General features: G+C 59.3%; 17 protein-coding genes. 3 read left to right on the plus strand and 14 right to left on the minus strand.

Annotated features, from left to right (window positions below; all coding sequences use genetic code 11):
- Positions 1-4 precede the first annotated feature (4 nt).
- The 12 genes from tssJ to EAW52_RS02300 all read right to left on the minus strand — a co-directional run bounded on the left by tssJ (position 5) and on the right by EAW52_RS02300 (position 13,626).
- Complete coding sequence (gene tssJ / locus EAW52_RS02245) at positions 5-478, minus strand: type VI secretion system lipoprotein TssJ (RefSeq protein ID WP_122041256.1); 474 nt, start codon at positions 476-478, stop codon at positions 5-7.
- Positions 479-483: 5 nt separating this feature from the next.
- Positions 484-1,701 (minus strand): type VI secretion system-associated FHA domain protein TagH, encoded by a 1,218-nt coding sequence (tagH, locus tag EAW52_RS02250; protein ID WP_122041257.1) that lies wholly within the window; start codon positions 1,699-1,701, stop codon positions 484-486.
- A gap of 18 nt (positions 1,702-1,719) precedes the next feature.
- Positions 1,720-1,908: a type VI secretion protein gene (locus EAW52_RS02255; protein WP_372238880.1), complete on the minus strand. Its 189-nt coding sequence runs from the start codon at positions 1,906-1,908 to the stop codon at positions 1,720-1,722.
- Between the two features lie 8 nt (positions 1,909-1,916).
- Positions 1,917-3,422: a sigma-54-dependent Fis family transcriptional regulator gene (locus EAW52_RS02260; RefSeq protein WP_010796277.1), complete on the minus strand. Its 1,506-nt coding sequence runs from the start codon at positions 3,420-3,422 to the stop codon at positions 1,917-1,919.
- Between the two features lie 10 nt (positions 3,423-3,432).
- Entirely contained in the window at positions 3,433-6,039 is a 2,607-nt protein-coding gene (tssH, locus tag EAW52_RS02265; RefSeq protein ID WP_122041258.1) for a type VI secretion system ATPase TssH, read from the minus strand.
- Positions 6,040-6,050: 11 nt separating this feature from the next.
- Positions 6,051-7,058 (minus strand): type VI secretion system baseplate subunit TssG, encoded by a 1,008-nt coding sequence (gene tssG / locus EAW52_RS02270; RefSeq protein ID WP_122041259.1) that lies wholly within the window; start codon positions 7,056-7,058, stop codon positions 6,051-6,053.
- Positions 7,022-8,839 carry a type VI secretion system baseplate subunit TssF gene (gene tssF, locus EAW52_RS02275; protein WP_122041260.1) on the minus strand — a complete coding sequence of 606 codons (1,818 nt, stop codon included), beginning with the start codon at positions 8,837-8,839 and terminating at the stop codon, positions 7,022-7,024. Before tssF ends, tssG begins: the two co-directional genes overlap by 37 nt.
- A gap of 9 nt (positions 8,840-8,848) precedes the next feature.
- The gene (tssE, locus tag EAW52_RS02280) at positions 8,849-9,256 is read right to left on the minus strand and encodes a type VI secretion system baseplate subunit TssE (protein WP_122041261.1); all 408 of its coding nucleotides are present in this window, start codon (positions 9,254-9,256) and stop codon (positions 8,849-8,851) included.
- An 11-nt stretch (positions 9,257-9,267) separates the two neighbouring features.
- Positions 9,268-10,743 carry a type VI secretion system contractile sheath large subunit gene (gene tssC / locus EAW52_RS02285; protein ID WP_010796272.1) on the minus strand — a complete coding sequence of 492 codons (1,476 nt, stop codon included), beginning with the start codon at positions 10,741-10,743 and terminating at the stop codon, positions 9,268-9,270.
- A gap of 23 nt (positions 10,744-10,766) precedes the next feature.
- Entirely contained in the window at positions 10,767-11,273 is a 507-nt protein-coding gene (gene tssB, locus EAW52_RS02290) for a type VI secretion system contractile sheath small subunit (protein ID WP_122041262.1), read from the minus strand.
- Between the two features lie 35 nt (positions 11,274-11,308).
- Positions 11,309-12,871: a type VI secretion system protein TssA gene (gene tssA / locus EAW52_RS02295; RefSeq protein ID WP_122044700.1), complete on the minus strand. Its 1,563-nt coding sequence runs from the start codon at positions 12,869-12,871 to the stop codon at positions 11,309-11,311.
- 356 nt (positions 12,872-13,227) lie between these two features.
- Positions 13,228-13,626 carry an acyl-CoA thioesterase gene (locus EAW52_RS02300; protein ID WP_037030601.1) on the minus strand — a complete coding sequence of 133 codons (399 nt, stop codon included), beginning with the start codon at positions 13,624-13,626 and terminating at the stop codon, positions 13,228-13,230.
- A gap of 539 nt (positions 13,627-14,165) precedes the next feature.
- Here EAW52_RS02300 and EAW52_RS02305 point away from each other — a divergent pair.
- Positions 14,166-15,476 (plus strand): MFS transporter, encoded by a 1,311-nt coding sequence (locus EAW52_RS02305; protein ID WP_122041263.1) that lies wholly within the window; start codon positions 14,166-14,168, stop codon positions 15,474-15,476.
- A 24-nt stretch (positions 15,477-15,500) separates the two neighbouring features.
- Here EAW52_RS02305 and EAW52_RS02310 read toward each other — a convergent pair whose 3' ends face one another.
- Together EAW52_RS02310 and EAW52_RS02315 are read right to left on the minus strand one after the other, a co-directional pair.
- On the minus strand, positions 15,501-16,679 hold the full coding sequence (locus tag EAW52_RS02310; RefSeq protein ID WP_122041264.1) for a M20 aminoacylase family protein: 1,179 nt from the start codon (positions 16,677-16,679) through the stop codon (positions 15,501-15,503).
- A gap of 30 nt (positions 16,680-16,709) precedes the next feature.
- On the minus strand, positions 16,710-18,017 hold the full coding sequence (locus EAW52_RS02315; RefSeq protein ID WP_122041265.1) for an MFS transporter: 1,308 nt from the start codon (positions 18,015-18,017) through the stop codon (positions 16,710-16,712).
- 299 nt (positions 18,018-18,316) lie between these two features.
- On the opposite strand from EAW52_RS02315, the gene EAW52_RS02320 reads away from it, so the two are divergent.
- Together EAW52_RS02320 and EAW52_RS02325 are read left to right on the plus strand one after the other, a co-directional pair.
- Complete coding sequence (locus tag EAW52_RS02320; protein ID WP_122041266.1) at positions 18,317-19,288, plus strand: phosphate ABC transporter substrate-binding protein PstS; 972 nt, start codon at positions 18,317-18,319, stop codon at positions 19,286-19,288.
- A gap of 128 nt (positions 19,289-19,416) precedes the next feature.
- Positions 19,417-21,672, plus strand: coding sequence for an ABC transporter permease subunit (locus EAW52_RS02325; protein ID WP_122041267.1), 2,256 nt, complete (start codon positions 19,417-19,419; stop codon positions 21,670-21,672).
- The last annotated feature ends 35 nt before the right edge of the window (positions 21,673-21,707 follow it).

Raw genomic sequence — 21,707 nt, forward strand, 5'->3', positions numbered from 1 at the left:
GGGATCAGTCCTTGGCCTTTTTTTCAGGCGCGGCGGAGTGAATACCTTCGGCATCCAGGGATAGATCCGCACGGGTGATCTGCTTGGCCGGAACTTCAATCACGTAGCGCCATTGGGTTTCCGGTAGATCACGGTACGCCGCCAGCACACCAACATAGCGGCTGCCGTCCTGGACGGACAGCTTCAGGTCACGTTTCTCGCCCGGGCGCAGCTCGATCTCTTCGGAGGCGACCAGATCTGGCGACAGCGCTTCGCGCGGGCGCTCGTATAGCGAGAAGAAATCCGCGTTCTGGAAGGCAACCGGATGCTTGAGTTCAATCAGGCGGATCACGATGGGCGAGGGGCGACCATTGAGGTCCGGGTTCAGGGTATCGCTACCCGACAGGCTCAGGTCGAGCTTGGACATATCGGAGCTCAGGGACGAGCAGCCTGTCAGGGTCATGGCGGCCAGCAGGGCCAGGGGAGCGAAGCGGATCATGGGTTTCATCCTTGAAAATCGGTGTTGAGCGTTGCGATCAGACGGACCTGCTCTTCATAGGCAGTAGCGAAATCGCGGGCGAACAGGCGCTCGCTCCAGTCTCCATCCTGACGCAGGCTGTGGTGATGACGACGATATGCACGCCAGCGGCTGCCGGCGGTAGCAAATAGAGATTTGCGGCCCTCGCGCTCGAACCGCAGGGTCAGCTGCTCAGGGTCCAGTTGATCCAGCGTCGCCTTGACTACCGCGCGACTGGCAGCAAGCAGGGCAACCTGATGAGCCTGAAGGTCCCGGTAGGCACGGGTGATGGCCTGATCTGCCGGTAGCTGGCCGGGCTTGTCGCCCTTGAGCATGTGTCCCAACGTTTCGGTGCTGTCAGCGGCGTGCTTGAGCGGGTTATTCCCGGCACTCTGAACGGTCGTGAGGGGCAGGCGCAGCTCGTTCTTCACCTCGCTACGGGTGCGCAGGGTTTGTTGCAACCCATTCATGCTCTGACGCAGCAGACGCGCCGCATTGAGGGCCAAGGCCTCGCGTGCTTCGTCGTCCAGGCTGGACAGGTCCAGGCCAAGCGCCTGACCGTAGCGGTCCCAGAACTCCTGTGATTGCCGCTTGGGTGGCGCCGCCCGTACCGGTTCCGGCTGTGGTGCTACTTCCGGCTCAGGTATGGTAATCAGCTTGGGTACGGTCAGGCTTTCCATATCGACACGGGCATAGTCGGCACGGGATTCATCGACACGCGGACTTACCAGGCTGGATAGCTCGTCGGGCTCCGTATAGCCCTGATCCTGACGGTCGAGAGCCGTAAGCGGGTCCAGTTCGAGAAAGGCATCATCCGGGATCAGGCCATTGGCGCTGTTTGCCGGCATGGGGCGGCCCAGGTCCAGGTCGAAGCGTGAAGGATCTTGCAGGAGGCGGGCGCGGATTTCGAAATCACCCAGGCAGAACGTGTTGCCATGTTCGATACGATGGGGCTGGCCTTTGACCAGGCGGGCGCCGTTATCCTTGAGCGTGATGCCGTTGCTGCTGGTATCCGTGAGATAGAAAGCGTCGTCACGGTAGCTGACCAGTGCATGGTGGCCGGACAGGACGCGATTACGATCCGGGATCACCCAGTCGCTGTCCTCGGCGCGGCCAATGATGCCGCCGACCTGTTTGAAGGTTCGCGTCGACAACATGCCGGGTACGAATTGCTGGGCGCTGACCAGATCAAAAACCAGTTCCATGGTGATGTACTCCTTGCGTCAATTGCCGCGGTTGAGTGCTTTCGGGTCGCCAAGCGGGCGATAGTCCTTATCGGTGCTCTTGGGGTTGCTGGAGCAGCCAGCCACGCCCAGCGTCAGGGTCAGTAGAGCGGCGATCCAGAGTCGAGTGGGCATGTTGGCTACCTCAAGTGATGCGTTGTAGGGGGGTGAAATGGGCAAAACGGGCATGGACCGGCTCATAGGTCAGTCGGGCTGATATTCAGCCGCTCCATGCGGTACAGCAGCGTGCGGCGTGGCAGGCCGAGCTCACGGGCGGCGTGGGTCTGGTTGCCGTTGTTCTTGCGCAGGCAGTCAATGACGAGTCCGCGCTCCAGCTGGTCCATCCGCTCGCGCAGGGTCAGGCCGACTTCCGGGGTCGTCTCCTGGCGCAGCGGAAAATGCTCGGGCCGCAGCTCGTTGCCATCGCACAGAAGAACCGCGCGCTCGACGAGGCCTTTGAGTTCCCGAACATTGCCTGGAAAGGCATAGCCTGCCAGACGATCCAGGGCGGCTTCTGTCCAGCGGCAGGGCTCGCGCTGCAAAAAGGAGCAGGCGTTCTCGGCAAAATGGCGGGCCAGCCGGGGAATATCGTCGCCACGCTCACGCAGCGCTGGCAGCTCGATGGGAAAGTGCGTGAGGCGGTAATACAGATCCTCGCGGAAATTGCCCTGTAGCACTTGGTTGTAGAGATCACGATGGGTCGCGGCAATGATGCGAACATCGACCTTGTGTGTCTCGGTAGAGCCGAGCGGGCGTACTTCGCCTTCCTGTAAGACGCGCAGAAGCTTGGCCTGGAGCGTCAACGGCATATCGCCGATCTCGTCCAGGAACAGGGTGCCGCCATTGGCAGCGTCAAACAGGCCCTGGCGATCCCGGTCTGCGCCGGTAAAGGCCCCTTTGCGGTAGCCGAACAGCTCGCTTTCGAGCAGGTTTTCCGGTAATGCCGCGCAGTTCTGAACCACGAATGCCTGAGTACGGCGAGCACCACAGTCATGAATCGCGCGGGCAACCAGTTCCTTGCCTGTACCGGTTTCGCCGGTCAGCAATACGGTGACCGGGTTATGCAGTACCTTACCGATCAGCTGATACACGCCACGCATCGCGACACTGTCACCGATCATGCCGTATCCACTGGCGCACGGCTTGACCGACTCGACTACCGGAGCGGTTTCCGGCTCGGATGTCTGCAGGCGCTGCAACAGGTTGAGCTGAGCGATGGCAAAGGTGCCCAGCGGCGAGAGCAGGCCACTCAGGGTCTCCAGGTCGCGGGTACGGTGTGTCGCGCACACCATGACACCTTGTACGCTGCCTTGTGCATCGGCCAGCGGCAGGCACAGCAGGCTTTTCCAGGTATAACCTGCTGGTAGAAAATCGACAGCATGCAGGCTGGGGTGAAGCTCGGTCAGAGCCAGCGGGCGATTCTGGAACAGGCAGTATTGCAACAGCTGGCCGTCGTAATCGGCGGGCAGGCTATCGTCATGGCAGGACTGACGCTGCTCATCCAGCCAGGCTGCTGACAGGTTCAGCGACGTATGCGTGGCGTCCAGAAGGTACAGCTGACAGAGATCAGCCTGAGAGAGCTGGGCAGCCGCTTCGATCAGCTCTCCCAGTAAGCTGTCGCGACTGGCCTCCTGTGCCAGACGCGCGAAGCGCTGAAGCAACACTTCGGTCGGGCGCAGGGGCTGAATGGCTTCGGGAAGCATTGCGACCACCTCAGGCAAACTCACACATGACCGCACCATCGCCATCCAGCGTGGCGTGTACGCGGGTCAATGTTTCCCCTGCCGCCATGGCTTCCAGCAAACGGTCGGCAATGCGGGGCAGCAGGTGCTGATCAAGCAGGTGATCGATCAGGCGGGCACCACTGTCGCTCTGGGTGCAGCGTTCGGTCAGATGATCGACCAGTGCTTCACTGTGGCTCACCGTCAATTGACGGCGGGCCAGACGCTGGCCAAGGCGCTCCAGCTTCACGCCTACTAGCTCACGCAGCACGTCGCCACCTACGGGGTAGTAGGGGACAACGCGCATACGGGCCAGCAAGGCCGGCTTGAAATGGCGGGTCAGTGCAGGGCGAATGGCCTGTTCCAGCTCATCGACGGGTGGACGCTGGCCCTCTTCGCACAGGCTGGCGATACGGTCGCTGGCCAGGTTGGAGGTCAGCAGGAAGAGAACATTGCGGAAATCGATCTCGCGGCCTTCGCCGTCATTGGCAACGCCTTTATCGAAGATCTGATAGAACAGATTCAGGACATCCGGATCGGCTTTCTCGACCTCATCCAGCAAGACGACGGAATAGGGCTTCTGGCGTACGGCCTCGGTCAGCATGCCACCCTCGCCATAGCCAACATAGCCGGGCGGTGCACCGATCAGGCGAGAAACCGTGTGCTTCTCCTGAAATTCGGACATGTTGATCACAGTCAGGAAGCGCTCGCCACCATACAGCAGGTCCGCGAGACCCAATGCCGTTTCGGTCTTGCCTACGCCGCTGGGCCCTACCAGCAGAAATACGCCGACAGGTGCATCGGGGTTATTCAAACCCGCGGCGGCTGCGCGCATGGCCCGATTGAGCACCTCAATGGCCTGACTCTGGCCGCGAACGCGTGCGCCCAGATCATCGGCGAAGCGGGCAACCTTGGTATTGTGCTCGCGGGCCAGCTGGGACAGGGGTACGCCTGTCCAATGGCTGATTACTTCAGCTACCAGGCGCGGGCAGACCTCAAAGCTGACCAGGCGCTCTTCCGCCTGGGCGGTTGAAAGCTCAGCCTGAACGGCTGCCAGCTCCTGCTCCAGTGCGGGCAGGTCAACTTCTTCGGCTGTATCGCTTTTGGCAGCTATGCTGCCTTGCTTCATGCGTGCTTCAGCGCATTGCTGGCGAAGCGTCAAAAGGCGAGTGGCCAGATCACGCTGGGTGCTCCAGCGCGTATCCAGTTGCGCCAATTCGTCCTGGGCTTCCGCCAGACGGTCTTGCAGACGGTTCAACGCTTCTCCGTCAATGGCAAGGCCGGACTCCTGATCACGGCTCAGCGCAGCAAACTGGCGCTCGCCCTGGGCGATTTCGCTGCGTAGGCACTCGACGGCTTCTGGCGCAGCGGCCAAGCTGATACGGACTCGGGCGCAGGCCGTGTCGAGCACATCGACCGCTTTGTCGGGTAGCTGACGTCCGGCCAGATAGCGTGCGGACAGCTCCGCAGCAGCCACGACGGCATCGTCACGCAGGTAGATGCCATGACTTTTCTCATAAACGGAAGCTAGGCCGCGCAGGATGGTAACGGCTTCTGTAACGGTCGGCTCCAAGAGCTTGACCGGCTGGAAACGGCGCGCCAGAGCCGGGTCCTTTTCGAAATACTTCTTGTACTCGCTCCAGGTCGTGGCGGCCACGGTGCGTAATTCGCCACGAGCCAGCGCCGGCTTGAGCAGGTTGGCTGCATCGGAGCCGCCTGCCTGGCCACCGGCACCAATCAGGGTATGGGCTTCGTCAATGAAAAGAATGATCGGTTTGGGCGAGGCCTTGACCTCATCAATCACACCCTGCAAGCGACGTTCGAATTCACCTTTGACACTGGCGCCAGCCTGTAGCAGGCCCAGGTCCAGGGATAGCAGCTCGACACCTTTAAGAGCTTCCGGCACTTCACTGGCGACGATACGCAGCGCCAGACCTTCGACGATAGCAGTCTTGCCCACGCCCGCTTCGCCCACCACGATGGGGTTGTTCTTGCGGCGACGGGCCAGGATATCGATCATCTGGCGAATGGATTCATCGCGGCACAGGACTGGATCGAGCTTCCCATCACGGGCCTGCTGCGTGAAGTTATGGGTAAAGCGTGCCAGGAAGGACTCACCGGAAGCCGTTTGTGCCGAGGCAGCCTGCGGCTTCTGGGACTGGGCATAGTCGCGTAGACGCTCGGCATCAAGCTTGGCGATTAAGGGCTGGTACTGCGTACCCGCATAGCGCATCGGATTGCGCAGCAGAGCCAGGATAAGCGCGGCGGGATCGATGTGGCTCTGACCCAGCTCCAGGCTGGCCACCAGCAGGGCATCCTGAAGCCACTGCACCAGCTCCGCTGAAAAGACCGGATTGCGGGACTCGCTGGCTTCTCCGCGAGGTTGCAGGGTACGCGCCAGCTCACCCGATTCGACGCCTGCGTCCTGTAGGGCGCGAGCCAGCAAGCTGTCGGTACGCTCCAACAGATTTAGCATCAGGTCTTCGACCAGGATCTTGCTGCCCCCACGGGTCAGGCAGCGTTGAGCGGCCTGTTCCAGGTCGCGGCGGGTGTCGGCATCCAGTGCCTGTACCAACTGTTGCAGGTCAACGTTGATCATGTCATCAGTCCTTAATGAGTCTTGCCGGCCAGCGTTACGACGCCGTCCGCATGTTCATGGCCAAGCCAGCTGGTCCAACCCAGGCGGCAAGGGTTATCGGCGCCAAGCCGCAGCTCGCGGATGGCATCGGTGCGCAATTCCAGACGCAGGTCGTAGTCCAGCGGATCGCGCAACGTAAAGCGCACCAAGGCGCATAGCGGCGCATAACCTGCGCCAATGGGAAGAAATTCGTGGAAGCGGTTCCAGTCCAGCTCGCGGATATGAATACGAAACTTGCCGCTGCGATCACGCACCTGCTGCCCCAGCACCAGGTTCTCACCTAGGGTGCTGTTGCCCAGGCCCAGGCGGTTCTGTTGATCGGTAGAGATCTGCACCTGACGCTCGATGCACTGCTCGATATGCATGGCGGCATGCTTGAAGTAGTAGCGCAGCACCGCTTCGATCAGTGCCGCCGAGTGGGCGCGCAGGCTCAGCAGGCCCAGATAGGGCAGCAGGCGCTTCCAGTTGAGTTCCTGCGACTGGCGAATCGTCTCGCCACGCAGGCCGATCAGGGCGAACAGCTGTGCGGAAAAGTTATCCACAGCGCCACGCTGGAAGCTGGCGTTGTATCGATATTTACGCCAGATCGGCAGCAACAGGCGCTGGAAGCGATGATTGAAAAGATCCAGAAACTCGCGGGTCGGATTACCGGAGGGGCCATCCCCCAATGCCTGCTCGCTATAAAAAGCAGGCAAGGGCGAGCCGGCACCCGCCAGGCTGACCAGGTTCAGGCGCATCCGCGCGCGCATCTCACCGTCTTCTTCGAAGAACTCGATACGATCTATATCGCTACCTGGAAAACCCAGGCTTGGGTTGGCCTGAAATTCGAGGCGGTCGTAGAGCGCTTCGTCATCCAGCTGAGGAGCATGTTGCCTGAGTTTTTCCAGTACCCGCTGTATGCCCTGAAAAAGGGTGTACTCACGGATACCACAGCTCAACGAGCTTAAAGCAAGGGCTGTTGCCCCATGCGCGGCGTCCATTGGTACACCTCTCCTTGTGTGCTTTTCACGCGCAGCTCATGGTAGGAATTGAGGCTGGCGTACAACGCGAAAAATTCATTGAGGACCGAGGCGAAGACAAACAGGTCGCCTTCACCCAGGAAGCCTTCCGGGTCCATGGTCAGCTCGGTGCTGATACCGCGAACGGGTAGTCCACGGTGGAGTCGGTCAACCGGCTTGTGGCTGATGCTTTTCAGGGCACCTAACTGGCGACGGCTGATCTTTTCTGCGTGCTGATCGTAGTAACGCGGCAGGTCATAGGTTTCGAGAATCACCTTGAGCGCTTCTACATCGGAGAGCGACAAGTAATTCAGCGACATATTGGAAATGAGCTTCCACAAGAAGTCGCGCGACAGTGGCGGCGCATAGCACGGTGTCGCGGTAGTGATATTGCGAAAGCTCAAGAACTCCGGCGTGTCTTCACTAGGCAGGCAGATGTCGCCCAGCTTGAGCTGCAACGGCAAGTTCTGGTTGGTGCAGACAAGCTCGATAGACAGCGTCTCGTGACGCTCCTGGGCTACGGCATCACCAAAGCGACTACCTGACTCCTGAATGCCGAACGATAGATACGTGTCGACGCCGTCATGCAGGATCGAGGTGCGCTGGCGCACGCTGTAATGCGGGCGCGCCTTGGGCACATCGAAGCTTGCGTCGTGCTCGAAAGATTCGAACGGCACATAGTCTTCATAGCCCATGCCGCCGGGTCGCCAGCCGGTCACGCGCTCAACGGAATAGACGCCACAGTGCTCGGTGTCGTACTCGGCTGGCAGCAACAGGTACTCGTCCTGCTTGCCATCCAGGCGGATGGGGAGGGCGTCATGGTTGAACAGGTTTACGATGGGCGTGCAGTACAGGCGTACGTTGTCACGGGTGGGGCGAAGACGCTGGCTGCCCACCTTGCGCAGATCGAAGCGTAGCTCCAGGCCGCGCGTCTTCTTGATGATCTCTTGAGGCAGCGCATTGACGATGCTCAGCCCATCAAGCTCGACGAACAGGAACTTATCCTGGAAGGCAAAATATTCCTGCAGGAAGCGATAACCCCGAAAGGTATTGTATGGGTAAGGGATCAGCGCTTCTTCCTCATCGACACCTACCGCACGCAGTCGGTCAGCACCCAGCTTGAACTGGATCGGCGTATCGTCAGGAGACTTGACCGGCTTGTCGTCGGCATCCAGCGGTATCAGCTGGACACCTTCCAGATGACGCAGCAGTGCCAGGTATAAGGTCTGACTGATGTAACGCTCTCCGGCCAGATGCAGGCGCAGGCGTTTGAGGCCGACATCGCCCAGGTGGCCTTCGGCGCTCAGGGTCAGGCGCAGGTTGAGCAGGGCGCCTTCGCCTTTGGCAGAGTACTCCAATGCGGACAGGTCCAGCGGCAGCACGTCCGTAGCAAAACAGGTCCGGAAGCGGCAGCTTACGTCCTGTACCGGACGCGCTTCCACTGGCGTGTTGCGTGCAACGGTAATGGCTCCACCGGGACGCTTGAGTGGGTCGAACTGAAGCATGCTGAACGCCGGTAGCGGACGCATGTAGTTTGGCCACAGCAGATGCATCAGGGAGTGGGTCAGCTCTGGCAGCTCGTCGTCGAGCTTCTGGCGCAGGCGTCCAGTCAGAAAGGCAAAACCTTCCATCAGGCGCTCGACATCCGGATCCCGACCGCTCTGACCCAGGAACGGTGCCAGGGCCGGGCTGCGCTCGGAGAAGCGCTTGCCCAGCTGCCGTAGCGCGGACAGCTCGCTCTGGTAATAGTGGTTGAACGACATGTGCTTTCCTTAGCTGACCTTCACTTGTCCGCTGCCATCCAGGCGTGCGGTAAAACTGACCTGCTTCTTGATCCCGTCCACGTCCAGCCAGCCTTCGAGAATAAAGCTCAGGGTCAGCGGATCATGACTGCGGGGCAGGGATAACACTCGAACGCTGGATAAACGGGGCTCGTAGGCGTCGATAAAGCGTTCGATAGCGACACGCGCCTGATTCAGCGAATCATGCAGGGACAGGCGCATGTCGTTCAGATCGGGCAACCCGTAGTCGGGCTGCGTTTGCACGCTGCCCGCACGGGTGCTGAGCATTTTGGCCAGATGAGAGGCGACCGAGGCCGTAACGGCTTGCTCCCGAGTCAGGCGGGCACGTTGATCCGCTTCCCCGGAAAGACGCTCGAACAGACTGCCGTAGCTCATCACCTGGCTCCTGCTCACTCTTTATCCAGCTTGCCAACCAGGGACAGCGTGAAATCCGCGCCCATGTACTTGAAGTGCGGACGCACGCTCAGGCCGACACGGTACCAGCCCGGCTCGCCATCCACCTCGGTGACCTTGATGCTGGCAGCGCGCAGAGGACGGCGACCGCGAACTTCAGCACTGGGGTTTTCCTGGTCGGCTACGTACTGACGAATCCACTTGTTCAGCTCAAGCTCAAGATCGGTACGTTCCTTGGTGCTGCCCAGCTGCTCGCGCTGCAGGACTTTCAGGTAGTGCGCCAGACGGCTGACGATGAACAGGTAGGGCAGTTGGGTGCCCAGCTTGTAGTTCATCTCGGCGTTCTTGCCTTCTTCGCTGTTACCAAAGAACTTCGGCTTCTGTACGGAGTTGGCAGAGAAGAATGCCGCGTTATCGCTACCCTTGCGCATGGTCAGCGCGATGAAGCCTTCCTCGGCCAGCTCGTACTCGCGGCGATCGGAAACCAGTACTTCGGTCGGAATCTTGGTCTCGATTTCACCCATGCTTTCGAAATGGTGCAGGGGCAGGTCTTCTACCGCGCCACCGCTCTGGGGGCCAATGATGTTCGGGCACCAGCGGAATTTGGCGAAGCTGCTAGTCAAGCGAGTCGCGAAGGCATAAGCGGTGTTGCCCCACAGGTAATGCTCGTGGCTGCTGGAGACGTTTTCCTTGTAGACAAAGCTCTTGACCGGGTTTTCTTCCGGGTCATAGGGCGTACGCAGCAGGAAGCGGGGCAGGGTCAGGCCTACATAACGGGAGTCTTCCTGCTCGCGGAAGCTCTGCCACTTGGTGAACTGAGGACCTTCGAAGTGATCTTTCATGTCTTTCAGGTCGGGCAGACCTGTAAACGCCTCTAGACCAAAGAACTTCGGACCGGCTGCCGCAACGAAGGGCGCATGCGCCATGGCCGCAACGCTGGCCACATGCTGCATGGTCTTCACGTCCGGAGAGCTCGGGTCGAAGAAGTAGTTGGCAATGATCGCGCCAACCGGCTCGCCACCGAACTGACCGTATTCGGCTGTATAGATGTGCTTGTACAGGCCGGACTGAACAATTTCCGGCGAGTCCTCGAAGTCTTCTAGCAGGTCCTGCTTGGATACGTTCAGGATCTCGACCTTGTTGTTCTCACGGAAATCGGTGCGGTCGACCAGCATCTGCAGACCACGCCAGGAGGACTCCAGCGATTGGAACTCGGCGTGGTGAAGGATTTCGTCCATCTGGCGGCTGAGCTTGGCATCGATCTCGGCGATCATGCGGTCGACCAGGGCCTTCTTGACCGGCTCTTTTTCGTTCTGCGGCTTGAGCAGCTCTTCGATGAAGGCAGATACGCCACGCTTGGCGATGCCATAGGCTTCGTCATCTGGCGTGAGCTTAGTCTCGGCGATGATGCGGTCAAGAATGCCGGCTTCGCCTGTTACTTGAGTCGCTTCGAGAGCGGTATTGGTACTCATCTGAACTCTTCCTTGTCCTTGGTTCAAGCGTCCTGGTCGGCTTTGGCGGCCAAACCGAGTTCGCCCAGTACGCGTTCGCGGGAGTCATCGTCCGCCAGTACGCTTTCGATGGCCTTGCGGAAAGCAGGGGCGTTACCCAGCGGGCCTTTCAGCGCGACGAGGGCATCACGCAGTTCCATCAGTTTCTTCAGCTCCGGCACCTGATCCACGATGTTGGCAGGGTTGAAGTCCTTCATCGTATTGATGTTCAGGCTGACGCCCAGCTCTTCACCTTGCGCATCATCCTGCAGGCGGTTCGGTACGCTCAGGTTCAGCGTCAGTTCCTGTTTGCCCAAGACTTCATCGAAGTTGTTCTTGTCGATGCTGATCGGCTTGCGATCCTCGACCTTGCGATCGTCTGCGCGCTGGGTAAAGTCGCCCAGAACCATTAGCTTCAGAGGCAGTTCTTGTTCTTCCTGAACATTGCCAGTGGCGGGTTTGAAGGTGACGTTGATGCGTTCCTTGGGGGCTACCGAGCCTTCTTTGGCCATGGCATTTCTCCTTTCTGTGTGAAGGCCGTGCGGCCTCAATCAAGTACCACTTCGAGATCGATGTGGCACAACCTGCGGTAAAGCTCGTCCTTGTAGTCTCGTACTCCAGGGTTCTGAGGCAGCAGTTCGCAGCACTGATAGAGCAGCTGCAAAACCTCCAGGGCGAGTTCGGGTTCCCAGTCGGCCAGACCGCTGCGTTGCAGGGTCTCGTCGAGTGTTTGCAATTGGGTCTTGGCCAGGTCGTATTTCTTGGCCTGGAAGCAGAGGCGGGCGAGGGTGAGCTGCCAGAAAAATCGCTCACGGCCGCCTTGTGCGGTGGTCATGCCCTGCTTGAGTGTCTGAACCGCCTGCTTGAGGCCATCCTTTCGCAGGGTAGGCAGCAGTGCAGCCAGTGCTTCGTCCCAGGCGGGACGATTATTGCCACTATTCGAAGCCGCCTCGCGTGGCGCGCTGGGAGCCTGGGTATGTGGGATGACATGGGCGCTGATCCAGGCGCGTGTTTCGGCATCGGCAAAGGGTTGGCCGTCATGGAAGCGCAGCTCCACAATGCCAGGTACGCGGGCCAGAAAGAGGGCGAAGGGCATTTCGACTTCCCTCAGGGAGGCTTCAGCGCCTAGTGCCTGTAGGCATTCCCAGGCCAGGCGTTGCCCATCGAACCAGAAGGGTGCACGTGCCAGGCTGGCCTCCAGATCCACCAGCAATTCAGCATACTGACCTTGCTCGAAACGCTCCTTATAGGAGGCGATCTTGTCGGTGGGAAGTCCACGAAGCGCCGTGATCTGTTCGGCGTTGTGCTCGGGTACGCTGTCGATGCCCAGCCACAGCAGGGCACGATTCAGACGTAGCGGACGAATGTCCGTCGCCTTTTGCCGGGTCCACCAGGTGCACAGGTGACGAGCGCTGTCCTGCTGGGCGCGAAGGGCCTTATGAGCATCCTTGTCGTTTTCGATCGGCCCGGTTGGCACGTTGGATGAAGACGAAGCCAGCGTGGGTGCAACCGAAGGGGCGTTGGATGCTGTCGTTGGGGTCGCCGTCTGACCGGCACGCTTTACCTGATCGTCTACCCGCCGGCACAGCGGCAGTAACAAGGGAGCCTCTTCGCCTAGATGTGTGGACAGGCAGGCATCCAGTGCCTTCAGGTGCTCTATCAGTTGCTGGAACAGCGGGAGCTGTTCGGAGGTTGGCGCGCAGTCCGACAGTACAGGCTCCAGACGCGTCAGCAGCCAGCCCAGGGCCGCACCGCGCGTACGTACCTTGCGTGGATGTAGCGCATCCCAATGCTGGGTGCACAGGGCATGAAGCAAGGCGATACCTGCCTGCAAGCCAGTGAAGCGCTCGCGCTGATACAAGGCCCAGACCAGCCAGGCGGCTACACGCAGGTCTTTGGATTGGGTACGCAGCAGTGCTTCGCTGCCGTCACAAATCATCTGCCAATCGATCTGGCCGCTTTGATGAAGGGAAGAGGCTTTGGCTAGCTCGGCTTCGAGCTGTTCATACTCGCTGGAATATCGCGCGTCCTCGCCGCCGAAGTTGCCCGCTTCGATGGGCTGTTCGGCCAGGGCCAGATAATGCGTAGCGAGTGAACTGGAGAACGTCATTCCGTGACCTTGCTGAAGCATCCATTGCTTTAGGGGGAGCGATAGTGAGCGGCCATCCAGGCCAATCGTCCCCACGAAATTCTGTGCAATTCATTGCACAGCTCGATGTGCAGCAAATTGCGCACATGAGTAATGGTGCGCATCCTAAAGAGCGAAGCCCTCTAGAACAAGGCGGCAAATGTGACCGTTTGAACATTTAGAAGAATTGATGACCCAGCGGTATTTGTTACCGAGACGAACGGTTACCTGTAGCAACCGTTGCGTCTAGAGTGGGGCAATCTGCTACCAAGCGTGACGTGCTTTGCGTAGGGCGCTGTACATGAACCACCCATGGCTGACCGCATTTTTCGCAGAATCTAGCGGCGAGGAACGGAGCGGGTACGGCCGCTGCCGTCGATGGCGACAAAAACGAAAGCGGCTTCGGTCACCTTGCTCCATTCGTTGGAGAGAGGGTCATCGCTCCAGACTTCAACCATCATGCGAATCGAACTGCGGCCGACTTCCAGCGCCTGGGTATAGAAGGAAAGCTGTGCACCCACCGGAACCGGGACGAGAAATGCCATGCGGTCGATGGCAACCGTGGCGACGCGACCCTGAGCGATTCGACTGGCCATGGACGTGCCGGCCAGGTCCATCTGGGCGACGAGCCAGCCGCCATAGATATCGCCAAACCCGTTCGTTTCGCGTGGGAGTGCGGTGATCTGCATAGCCAGATCGCCTTGAGGTATTGGATCTTCTTGTTCGAGTTCTTCAATCATGCGCGGGGCGCCCCTGGAGCCCTTTTCAATTTTGATGGCTGGGAGACCTTTTAAAGCAAGAATATGGCCAACCTGACCGGGCGTGTCGAATGTCGTCTGATCCTGGGCAGTATATAGACTGTGCCGGTCAGGTACGACAGGGTGTTGACAGTTTAAATAAATTCGCCGAACGGCTTGGGCGTCGGTATTTGAATTTGATATCGTGCAGGTTTGCACATGACAGACCCGACCGGGCCGTGTCATGGCTACACAGGTGATGGTTTGCGTTCAACCGGTTCGGGCCAGGTTCGCAATGTTGTCCACAAGATGACGGAGCGAACGTATCACGGCCCAGTGCTCACACGGCTTTTCATTTCCCTGGTTCTCGCTCTTGTATTAATGTCTCGTCTCCGCCCCGTGCGGATTTACGGCCTCCCTGCTTAACTAGGGGAGACGTTCACCGGTGTAGCTCGAACCTGTGTGCGGGAAAACCCTGCTTGTCCAGGTTCCACGGTCTAGCGCGAACGTGTGCATATAATTCTAACGAGACTTGAGCCATGAGACCGCAATCCCATTCCGCCTTGCCCGAATCACGCCCGTTAGGGCGCAGTGACTATAAGACCCTTTCCCTGTCTGCCTTGGGTGGCGCGCTCGAATTTTACGACTTCGTGATCTTCGTGTTTTTCGCCGCCGTAGTAAGCAAGTTGTTCTTTCCTGCCGAGATGCCCGAGTGGCTGCGCCAGATCCAGACCTTCGGCATCTTTGCCGCGGGCTATCTGGCACGTCCACTGGGGGGCGTGATCATGGCCCACTTTGGCGATCTCTTAGGACGCAAGAAGATGTTTACGCTCAGCATCTTCATGATGGCACTGCCCACGCTGGGTATGGGCCTGATGCCAACATACGCCCAGATCGGCATTGCTGCACCGCTGCTGCTGTTGCTGTTGCGCATCATCCAGGGGGCTGCCATTGGCGGTGAGGTGCCGGGTGCGTGGGTATTCGTGGCCGAGCATGTCCCGAATCGTCATGTGGGCTATGCCTGCGGTACGCTGACGGCCGGGTTGACCTTTGGCATCCTGCTCGGCTCGCTGATGGCGACGCTGATCAATACCGTATTTACGCCCGTTGAAGTGCACGATTATGCGTGGCGTTTTCCTTTCTTGATCGGTGGCGTATTCGGATTATTCTCGGTGTATTTACGCCGTTGGCTGCATGAGACCCCGGTCTTCGCCGAGCTTCAGCTACGCAAGTCGCTGGCCAGTGAAGTGCCGCTCAAGGCGGTCCTGCGTGATCACCGGGGAGCCGTTGTCGTATCCATGCTGCTGACCTGGATGCTGACCGCCGGTATCGTGGTCGTTATTCTCATGACGCCCACGCTGTTGCAGACTCAATATGGCTTCTCTGCCGCGGTAGCGCTCAGAGCCAATAGCCTGGCAATCGTGTTCTTGACCGTGGGTTGCATCATATCGGGCTCGCTGTCCGACCGCTTTGGCAGCGGACGGATCTTTTTGATCGGCGGTGCGCTCCTGGGAATCATATCCTGGACGATGTACGCCAGCCTCAAGACGCATCCGGAATGGCTGTTTCCGCTGTATGCGCTGGCAGGCTTGTCGGTTGGAGTGATCGGGAGCGTACCGCGTGTCATGGTACTGGCGTTCCCGGCCGAGGTACGTTTCTCGGGCCTGTCGTTCTCCTATAACCTGGCTTATGCCATCTTTGGCGGCCTGACGCCGATGATCGTGACGCTGATGCTCAAGCAGCACCCGTTGGGGCCGGCCTATTACGTGGTCGGCCTAGCCATTCTGGGCATACTGGTGGGCGCCTGGCTGCTTAGCCAGGAGCGCCGTGTCGTACCGGTTGCGGCCTGATCCTTCACGTACTCGAACGCTGCCTCAGACGAGGTAGCGTTCGGCAAGCTTGGCCCAGTAGCGTGCTCCAATGGGCAGTAGGGCGTCATTGAAGTCGTAGGCGGGGTTGTGCAGGCTGGCGCTGTTGCCATTGCCAATGAACAGATAACACCCCGGACACCGCTCAAGCATATAGGCGAAATCCTCGCTGGCGCTGATAGGCGCAAAATTCGGCACAATAGACTGGCTGCCAAAACAATCTTCTGCCACTGACCGTGCAAACGCAGTTTCCTGGGTATGGTTGACCAGTACCGGATAGCCGCGACGGTAATCCAGCTGGGCAGTCGCGCCAAAGCTTTCCGCCTGGGCCTGGGTAACCGCGCGGATACGCTGCTCCAGCTGATCGCGCACGCTGTTGCTGAAGGCGCGAATCGTCAGCTTCATGTCTACCGCATCGGGAATGACGTTATTGGCATGGCCGCCATGAATACTTCCTATGCTGATGACTGCTGTTTCCAGCGGATCGATATTGCGCGACACGATGCTTTGCAACGCCATGATTGTCGATGCACTGGCGACAACAGGGTCGACGGCCTTGTGCGGTACGGCGCCATGACCACCCTGGCCGACAATACGCAGGTCGGCAGTATCGGCGGAGGCCATGGCCGGTCCTTCTACAAAGCAGAAGTGGCCGGCCGGTACACCCGGCATGTTATGGAAGCCAAACACGGCATCGCAGGGAAAGAGGTCGAATAAGCCGTCTTCGATCATCCGCAATGCGCCGCCAAGTCCTTCCTCGGCCGGTTGAAAAATCAAATGAAGGGTGCCGTCAAAAGCACGTGTCTCAGCCAGATAGCGGGCCGCTGTCAGCAGGGTTGTGGTGTGACCGTCATGCCCGCAGGCGTGCATCCGGCCGGCATTGGCACTGGCATAGGGCAGACCGGTGGCTTCTACAATGGGCAGGGCGTCCATGTCTGCGCGGATGCCAAGTCGCTTGCTGCCCGAGCCGACCCTGAGCGTGCCAACCACGCCGGTGCCGCCCAGCCCCCGGTGGACTTCATACCCCCAGGCGCTTAGCGAGGCGGCTACCAGGTCGCTGGTGCGATGCTCCTCATAGCCCAGCTCAGGATGCTGGTGGATATCCCGCCGGAGATTAACCATGTCGGGCAGAAAGTCTTCGATTCTCAAGGCGGCGTCGTCACGAAGAAGTGTATCGATAGGCATTTGGATTCCTCTTGTTTGCGCGTGGCGAGATCAGTCGAGGTGGCGCTCCTGGAAGGCCAGTAGGCCGGCCAGACCGATGCTCAGCATGACGATCAGGTACCAGGCAGGTGCCAGTGGAGCCTGTGTGACTTGCAGCAGCCAGGTCACGATGAACTGTGCCGTGCCACCGAACAAAGTGACGCCGATGGCATAGGTCATGGCAAGACCGGTCGCCCGGACCGGGCGGGGCAGGGACTCGCTGATAAGCAGTAGACCGGCCGTCATGTTCATGCCAAGAGCGGCAACGACGATCAGGCGGCACAGCAGAGCCAGCCCCTGTGTATCGGGTGAGTCCAGCCAAGCAAAGGCAGGGTAGATAGCCAGAATGGCAACCACCAGGGCAACAGCGGCCAAACGTTTGTGGTGGCCGAAGCGGTCGGCCGCCAGCCCTGCGAATAGGGCGGATATCATCAGGACAGTACTGCTGGCGGTACCCATCCAGTAGGCCGTTGTGGCTGAAAGGTGCGAGACCCGGGTGGTGTACGTCGGCATGTAGAACAGGATGATGTAGGTCATCAGCGTGGCCGACATGATGATCAAAAGACCCAGCAGGAACCCTCGGGTATGGCTACGCAGAAAAGCCATGACCGGGGCGGCTTCTGGCTTGTCAGCGCTTTGTGGCTTGTAGGTTTCATCAACGTGGGCTCGGATGTAGAGGCCAACCGGAATAATCAGTAGACCGATCAGAAAGGGTACGCGCCAACCCCAGCTATGCAGCGCCTCTTCGCTGAGCGAGCCGTGCAGGATCGCAGCCAGCATGGCGCCCAATAGGGAGCTGCCGCCCTGGCTGATGACCTGCCAACTGACATAAAAGCCGCGCCGACCCCGGCTGGCTGATTCCAATAGTAACGCGGTGGCTGCCCCAATCTCGCCACCGGCTGAGAAGCCTTGTAACAGTCGTCCAACCAGCAGGAGCAGGGGGGCGAAGATCCCGATCTGGGCATGGGTAGGCGTCAAGGCGATAAACAGGCTGCCCAATCCCATGAGCAGAATGGTCAGCAGCATGGCCGCCTTGCGTCCGGCACGGTCGGCATAGGCACCCAGGACCATGCTGCCCAGGGGGCGCATTACAAAGCCAACGCCAAAGACAGCAACGGCCATGAGCAGCGAGCCGTAGGGTGTATCCGAGGGAAAGTACAACTGGCCGATGAGACTGGCGAAAAAACTGAAGACGGTAAAATCGAACATCTCCAGCCCGTTACCCAGGCTGGCAGCGGCGATCAGTTTGGCGCGGGGGAGTGGGGCGGCGACTGCCGATGGCGTAACGGAGGCGGCGTGCGAAGGAAGCGCATAAGCCATGGGGTATCTCCTTGGACGGCCAGAGGTCGATAGCTAGGCAAGCAAGGTTCGCGCCGGAGGGTGTCAACACGCTGAAAATGGCCTGATCGGCTAGAAACTAAGGAAAGAATCTGTGCTGTACAGGCGCCTGAGCACAGCAGGCAGGCGCTACGATGGTGCGCTGTGCACCTAATAGGATGGGCGCGGCGGCCCATGGGCTTGGGTGGCGTCACAATATGTTCATATTTTGGTCATATAGTGGCTCAATGCCCACTTATCGCTAATGGGCGCCACCCAATCATTCTTGCAAGGAATGTGGTATGAGATTCAAAAGGCTGATGGCCGCCATGACGTTTGCCGCTGTGGGACTCAGCGCAACGACTGCTGTAGCGGCCATCGACCCGGCGCTTCCGGATTACCGGAAGGCCAGTGGGGTATCGGGCAACCTGTCCAGTGTCGGTTCGGATACTCTCGCGAACCTCATGACTCTGTGGGCCGAGACCTACAAGCGCAATTATCCCAGTGTAAACATTCAAGTGCAGGCGGCCGGTTCCTCGACGGCCCCCCCAGCCCTGACCGAGGGTACTTCCAACCTGGGACCTATGAGTCGCAGGATGAAGGATTCTGAGGTTCAGGCGTTCGAGCAGAAATATGGCTACCGACCGACTGCGGTCCCGGTGGCAGTGGATGCGCTGGCGCTGTTTGTCCACAAAGACAACCCCATCAAGGGACTGACCATCGAACAGGTGGATGCCATCTTTTCATCCACACTGCTCTGCGGTGGCAAACAGGACATCAGAACCTGGGGTGACCTGGGCATGACGGGCGAGTGGGCCAACCGGCCTATTCAGTTGTTTGGCCGAAATTCGGTATCCGGCACGTACGGATATTTCAAGGAAGAAGCGCTGTGCAAGGGTGACTTCAAGCCAAACGTGAATGAGCAGCCGGGCTCCGCTTCGGTCGTGCAATCCATTAGCCAGTCGCTCAACGGCGTCGGTTATTCCGGTATCGGGTACAAGACATCCAGCGTGCGAACCGTACCGTTGGCTAAAAGAGGATCGGATAAGTATGTGGAAGACACTGAGCAGAATGCCCTGAACGGTAGTTATCCACTGTCCCGCTTTCTTTATATCTATGTGAACAAGGCACCCAACAAGCCCCTAAGTCCGATGGAGAGCGAGTTCCTGAAGATGGTGCTGTCCAAGACAGGGCAAGAGGCAGTCGTGAAGGACGGTTATATTCCGATTCCAGCCAAGGTTGCCGAAAAAGCCAGGAAAGATCTGGGCTTCTGAGCCCGGCTTCTTTTACAGTTGCCCGCCCGTGTTCTGCACGGGTGGGCATTGGCATGTCTTATTACTGTCATCTGATTGTCATATCTCGTCTTTAGGCTCTGCGCGACGAAGGACCAGGCTTCCTATTCATGAACCAAACCCGATCCCCTGCACGCATCGATTTCGATACGCCTGCGATGCGTCGCAAGCGCCGCTGGCGAGCCAGCATGGATCGTTTCACGCGGTGGTACGTGCTGGTCGGTGGGTTGGCCGTGCTGGCGGCGATCACTCTGATCTTCTTCTACCTGGCCTATGTGGTCCTGCCGCTCTTCAAAGGGGCTACGCTGACAGCCGAGGCCGTACAGACACCTGCCTGGCTACAACAGGCCGGAGCGCCACTTGTACTTAGCGTGGAGGAACAGAACGAAGTCGGCATGCAGGTCACCCCGGCGGGCGATCTGGTCTTTTTCAGGGTCAAGGATGGTACGGAGCTGAGTCGGCAGGCTTTGCCAATTCCCTCGGGTACCCAGGTGGTTTCGGTTGCCCAGGACTTGGTTAAGCCGGTGCTGGCACTAGGGCTCTCCAATGGGCGGGCACTGCTGGTCCGACACATCTATAAGTCGACTTATCCTGAAAACAAGCGGGTCATCGTGCCTCAGGTCGATTATCCCTACGGGCCGGCACCGGTCGTGGTCGATCCTGAGGGGCGCGCCCTGGAGCATCTGAGCCTGACGGCAGGCGAAGGCGAGTTGACCCTGGCCGCGTCCAATGCATCCGAACTATTGGTGTTCAAGCTGACCCGTACGGAAGACATGCTGACGGGCGAAACCACCCTTGAGCAGCAGCGAATCGACTTGCCTCGCCTCTCACAAACGGTGCAGGCGTTGCATCTGGACCCTCGGGGTCAATGGCTGTATGTGATTAATGGGCGCTCGGCAGCAGATGTTTTTGATCTGCGCGACCGCACCCTTAATGGTCATTACAGGCTGATCGATGATGCGCATAACCAGGTTACCGTGACGGCGCAGTTGCTTGGCGGGATTTCGCTGCTCGTAGGCGATGCCAAGGGAGGTATCAGCCAATGGTTCATGGCACGTGGCAAGGATGGTGAACCCCAGCTTCAGCATATTCGCACTTTCCATCTCAGGGACGCGCCGATCACGCAGATCGTGGCCGAGCAGCGACGCAAGGGATTCATCGTACTGGATGAAAAGGGCAACCTGGGCGTTTTCCACAGCACCGCAGGGCGTACAGTGCTGGCCGAAAAGATCGCCGACGGCAACGGCCGGCTGGCGCTCTCGCCGCGGGCCAACCATGTCCTGCTTGAGCGTGACAGACAGCTCATGAATTTCGCACTGGACAATCCACACCCGGAAATTTCCTGGTCAGCCCTGTGGGGCAAGGTCTGGTACGAAAACTACGAAAAGCCGTCCTATGTCTGGCAATCCACCTCGGCAAGCAATGACTTCGAGCCCAAGCTGAGCTTGGCACCACTGACCTTTGGTACGCTCAAGGCCGCGTTCTATGCCATGCTGCTGGCGGCCCCGCTGGCTATTGCTGCCGCGGTCTACACCGCGTATTTCATGGCGCCGCGCATGCGCCGCAAGGTCAAGCCGGTCATTGAACTGATGGAAGCGCTGCCTACCGTAATTCTGGGCTTTTTCGCCGGTCTGTTCCTGGCTCCTTATGTAGAGGGTCATCTGCCAGGCATTTTCAGCCTGATCCTGCTGGTACCGATCGGTATTGTCCTGGCAGGGCTTGTGTGGTCGCGGCTGCCTGAATCCATTCGCTTCCGCCTGCCCGACGGCTGGGAAAGCCTGCTGCTTATTCCTGTGGTGCTGCTTACAGGCTGGTTTGCGCTGAGCATGAGCCCTCATCTGGAAACCTGGTGGTTCAATGGTGATATGCGTTTGTGGCTGCATGAGCACCACATTACCTATGACCAGCGCAACGCCTTGATCGTAGGCCTGGCGATGGGGTTTGCCATCATCCCGAATATCTTTTCCATTGCCGAAGACGCCATTTTCAGCGTGCCGCGCAGCTTGACCTACGGTTCGCTGGCGCTGGGCGCAACGCCGTGGCAGACCCTGACCCGGGTCGTGATCCTGACGGCCAGCCCAGGCATTTTCTCAGCCTTGATGATCGGTCTGGGGCGTGCCGTGGGCGAGACCATGATCGTACTGATGGCTACCGGTAACACCCCCATCATGGATGCCAATATCTTTGAAGGTATGCGGACCCTGGCGGCCAACGTGGCGGTGGAAATGCCGGAGTCGGAGGTTGGCGGCACGCATTACCGCGTGCTGTTCCTGGCGGCACTGGTGCTGCTTTCCTTCACCTTCGTGATGAACACGCTGGCAGAAATGATCCGTCATCGACTGCGTAAGAAATATGCCTCGTTGTAAGCGCTGCCGTGGCGGCTGTAGCACCCTGGAAGGGG

This window comes from Pseudomonas sp. LTJR-52 (genome assembly GCF_003691465.1).
Lineage (GTDB): Bacteria > Pseudomonadota > Gammaproteobacteria > Pseudomonadales > Pseudomonadaceae > Chryseomonas > Chryseomonas luteola.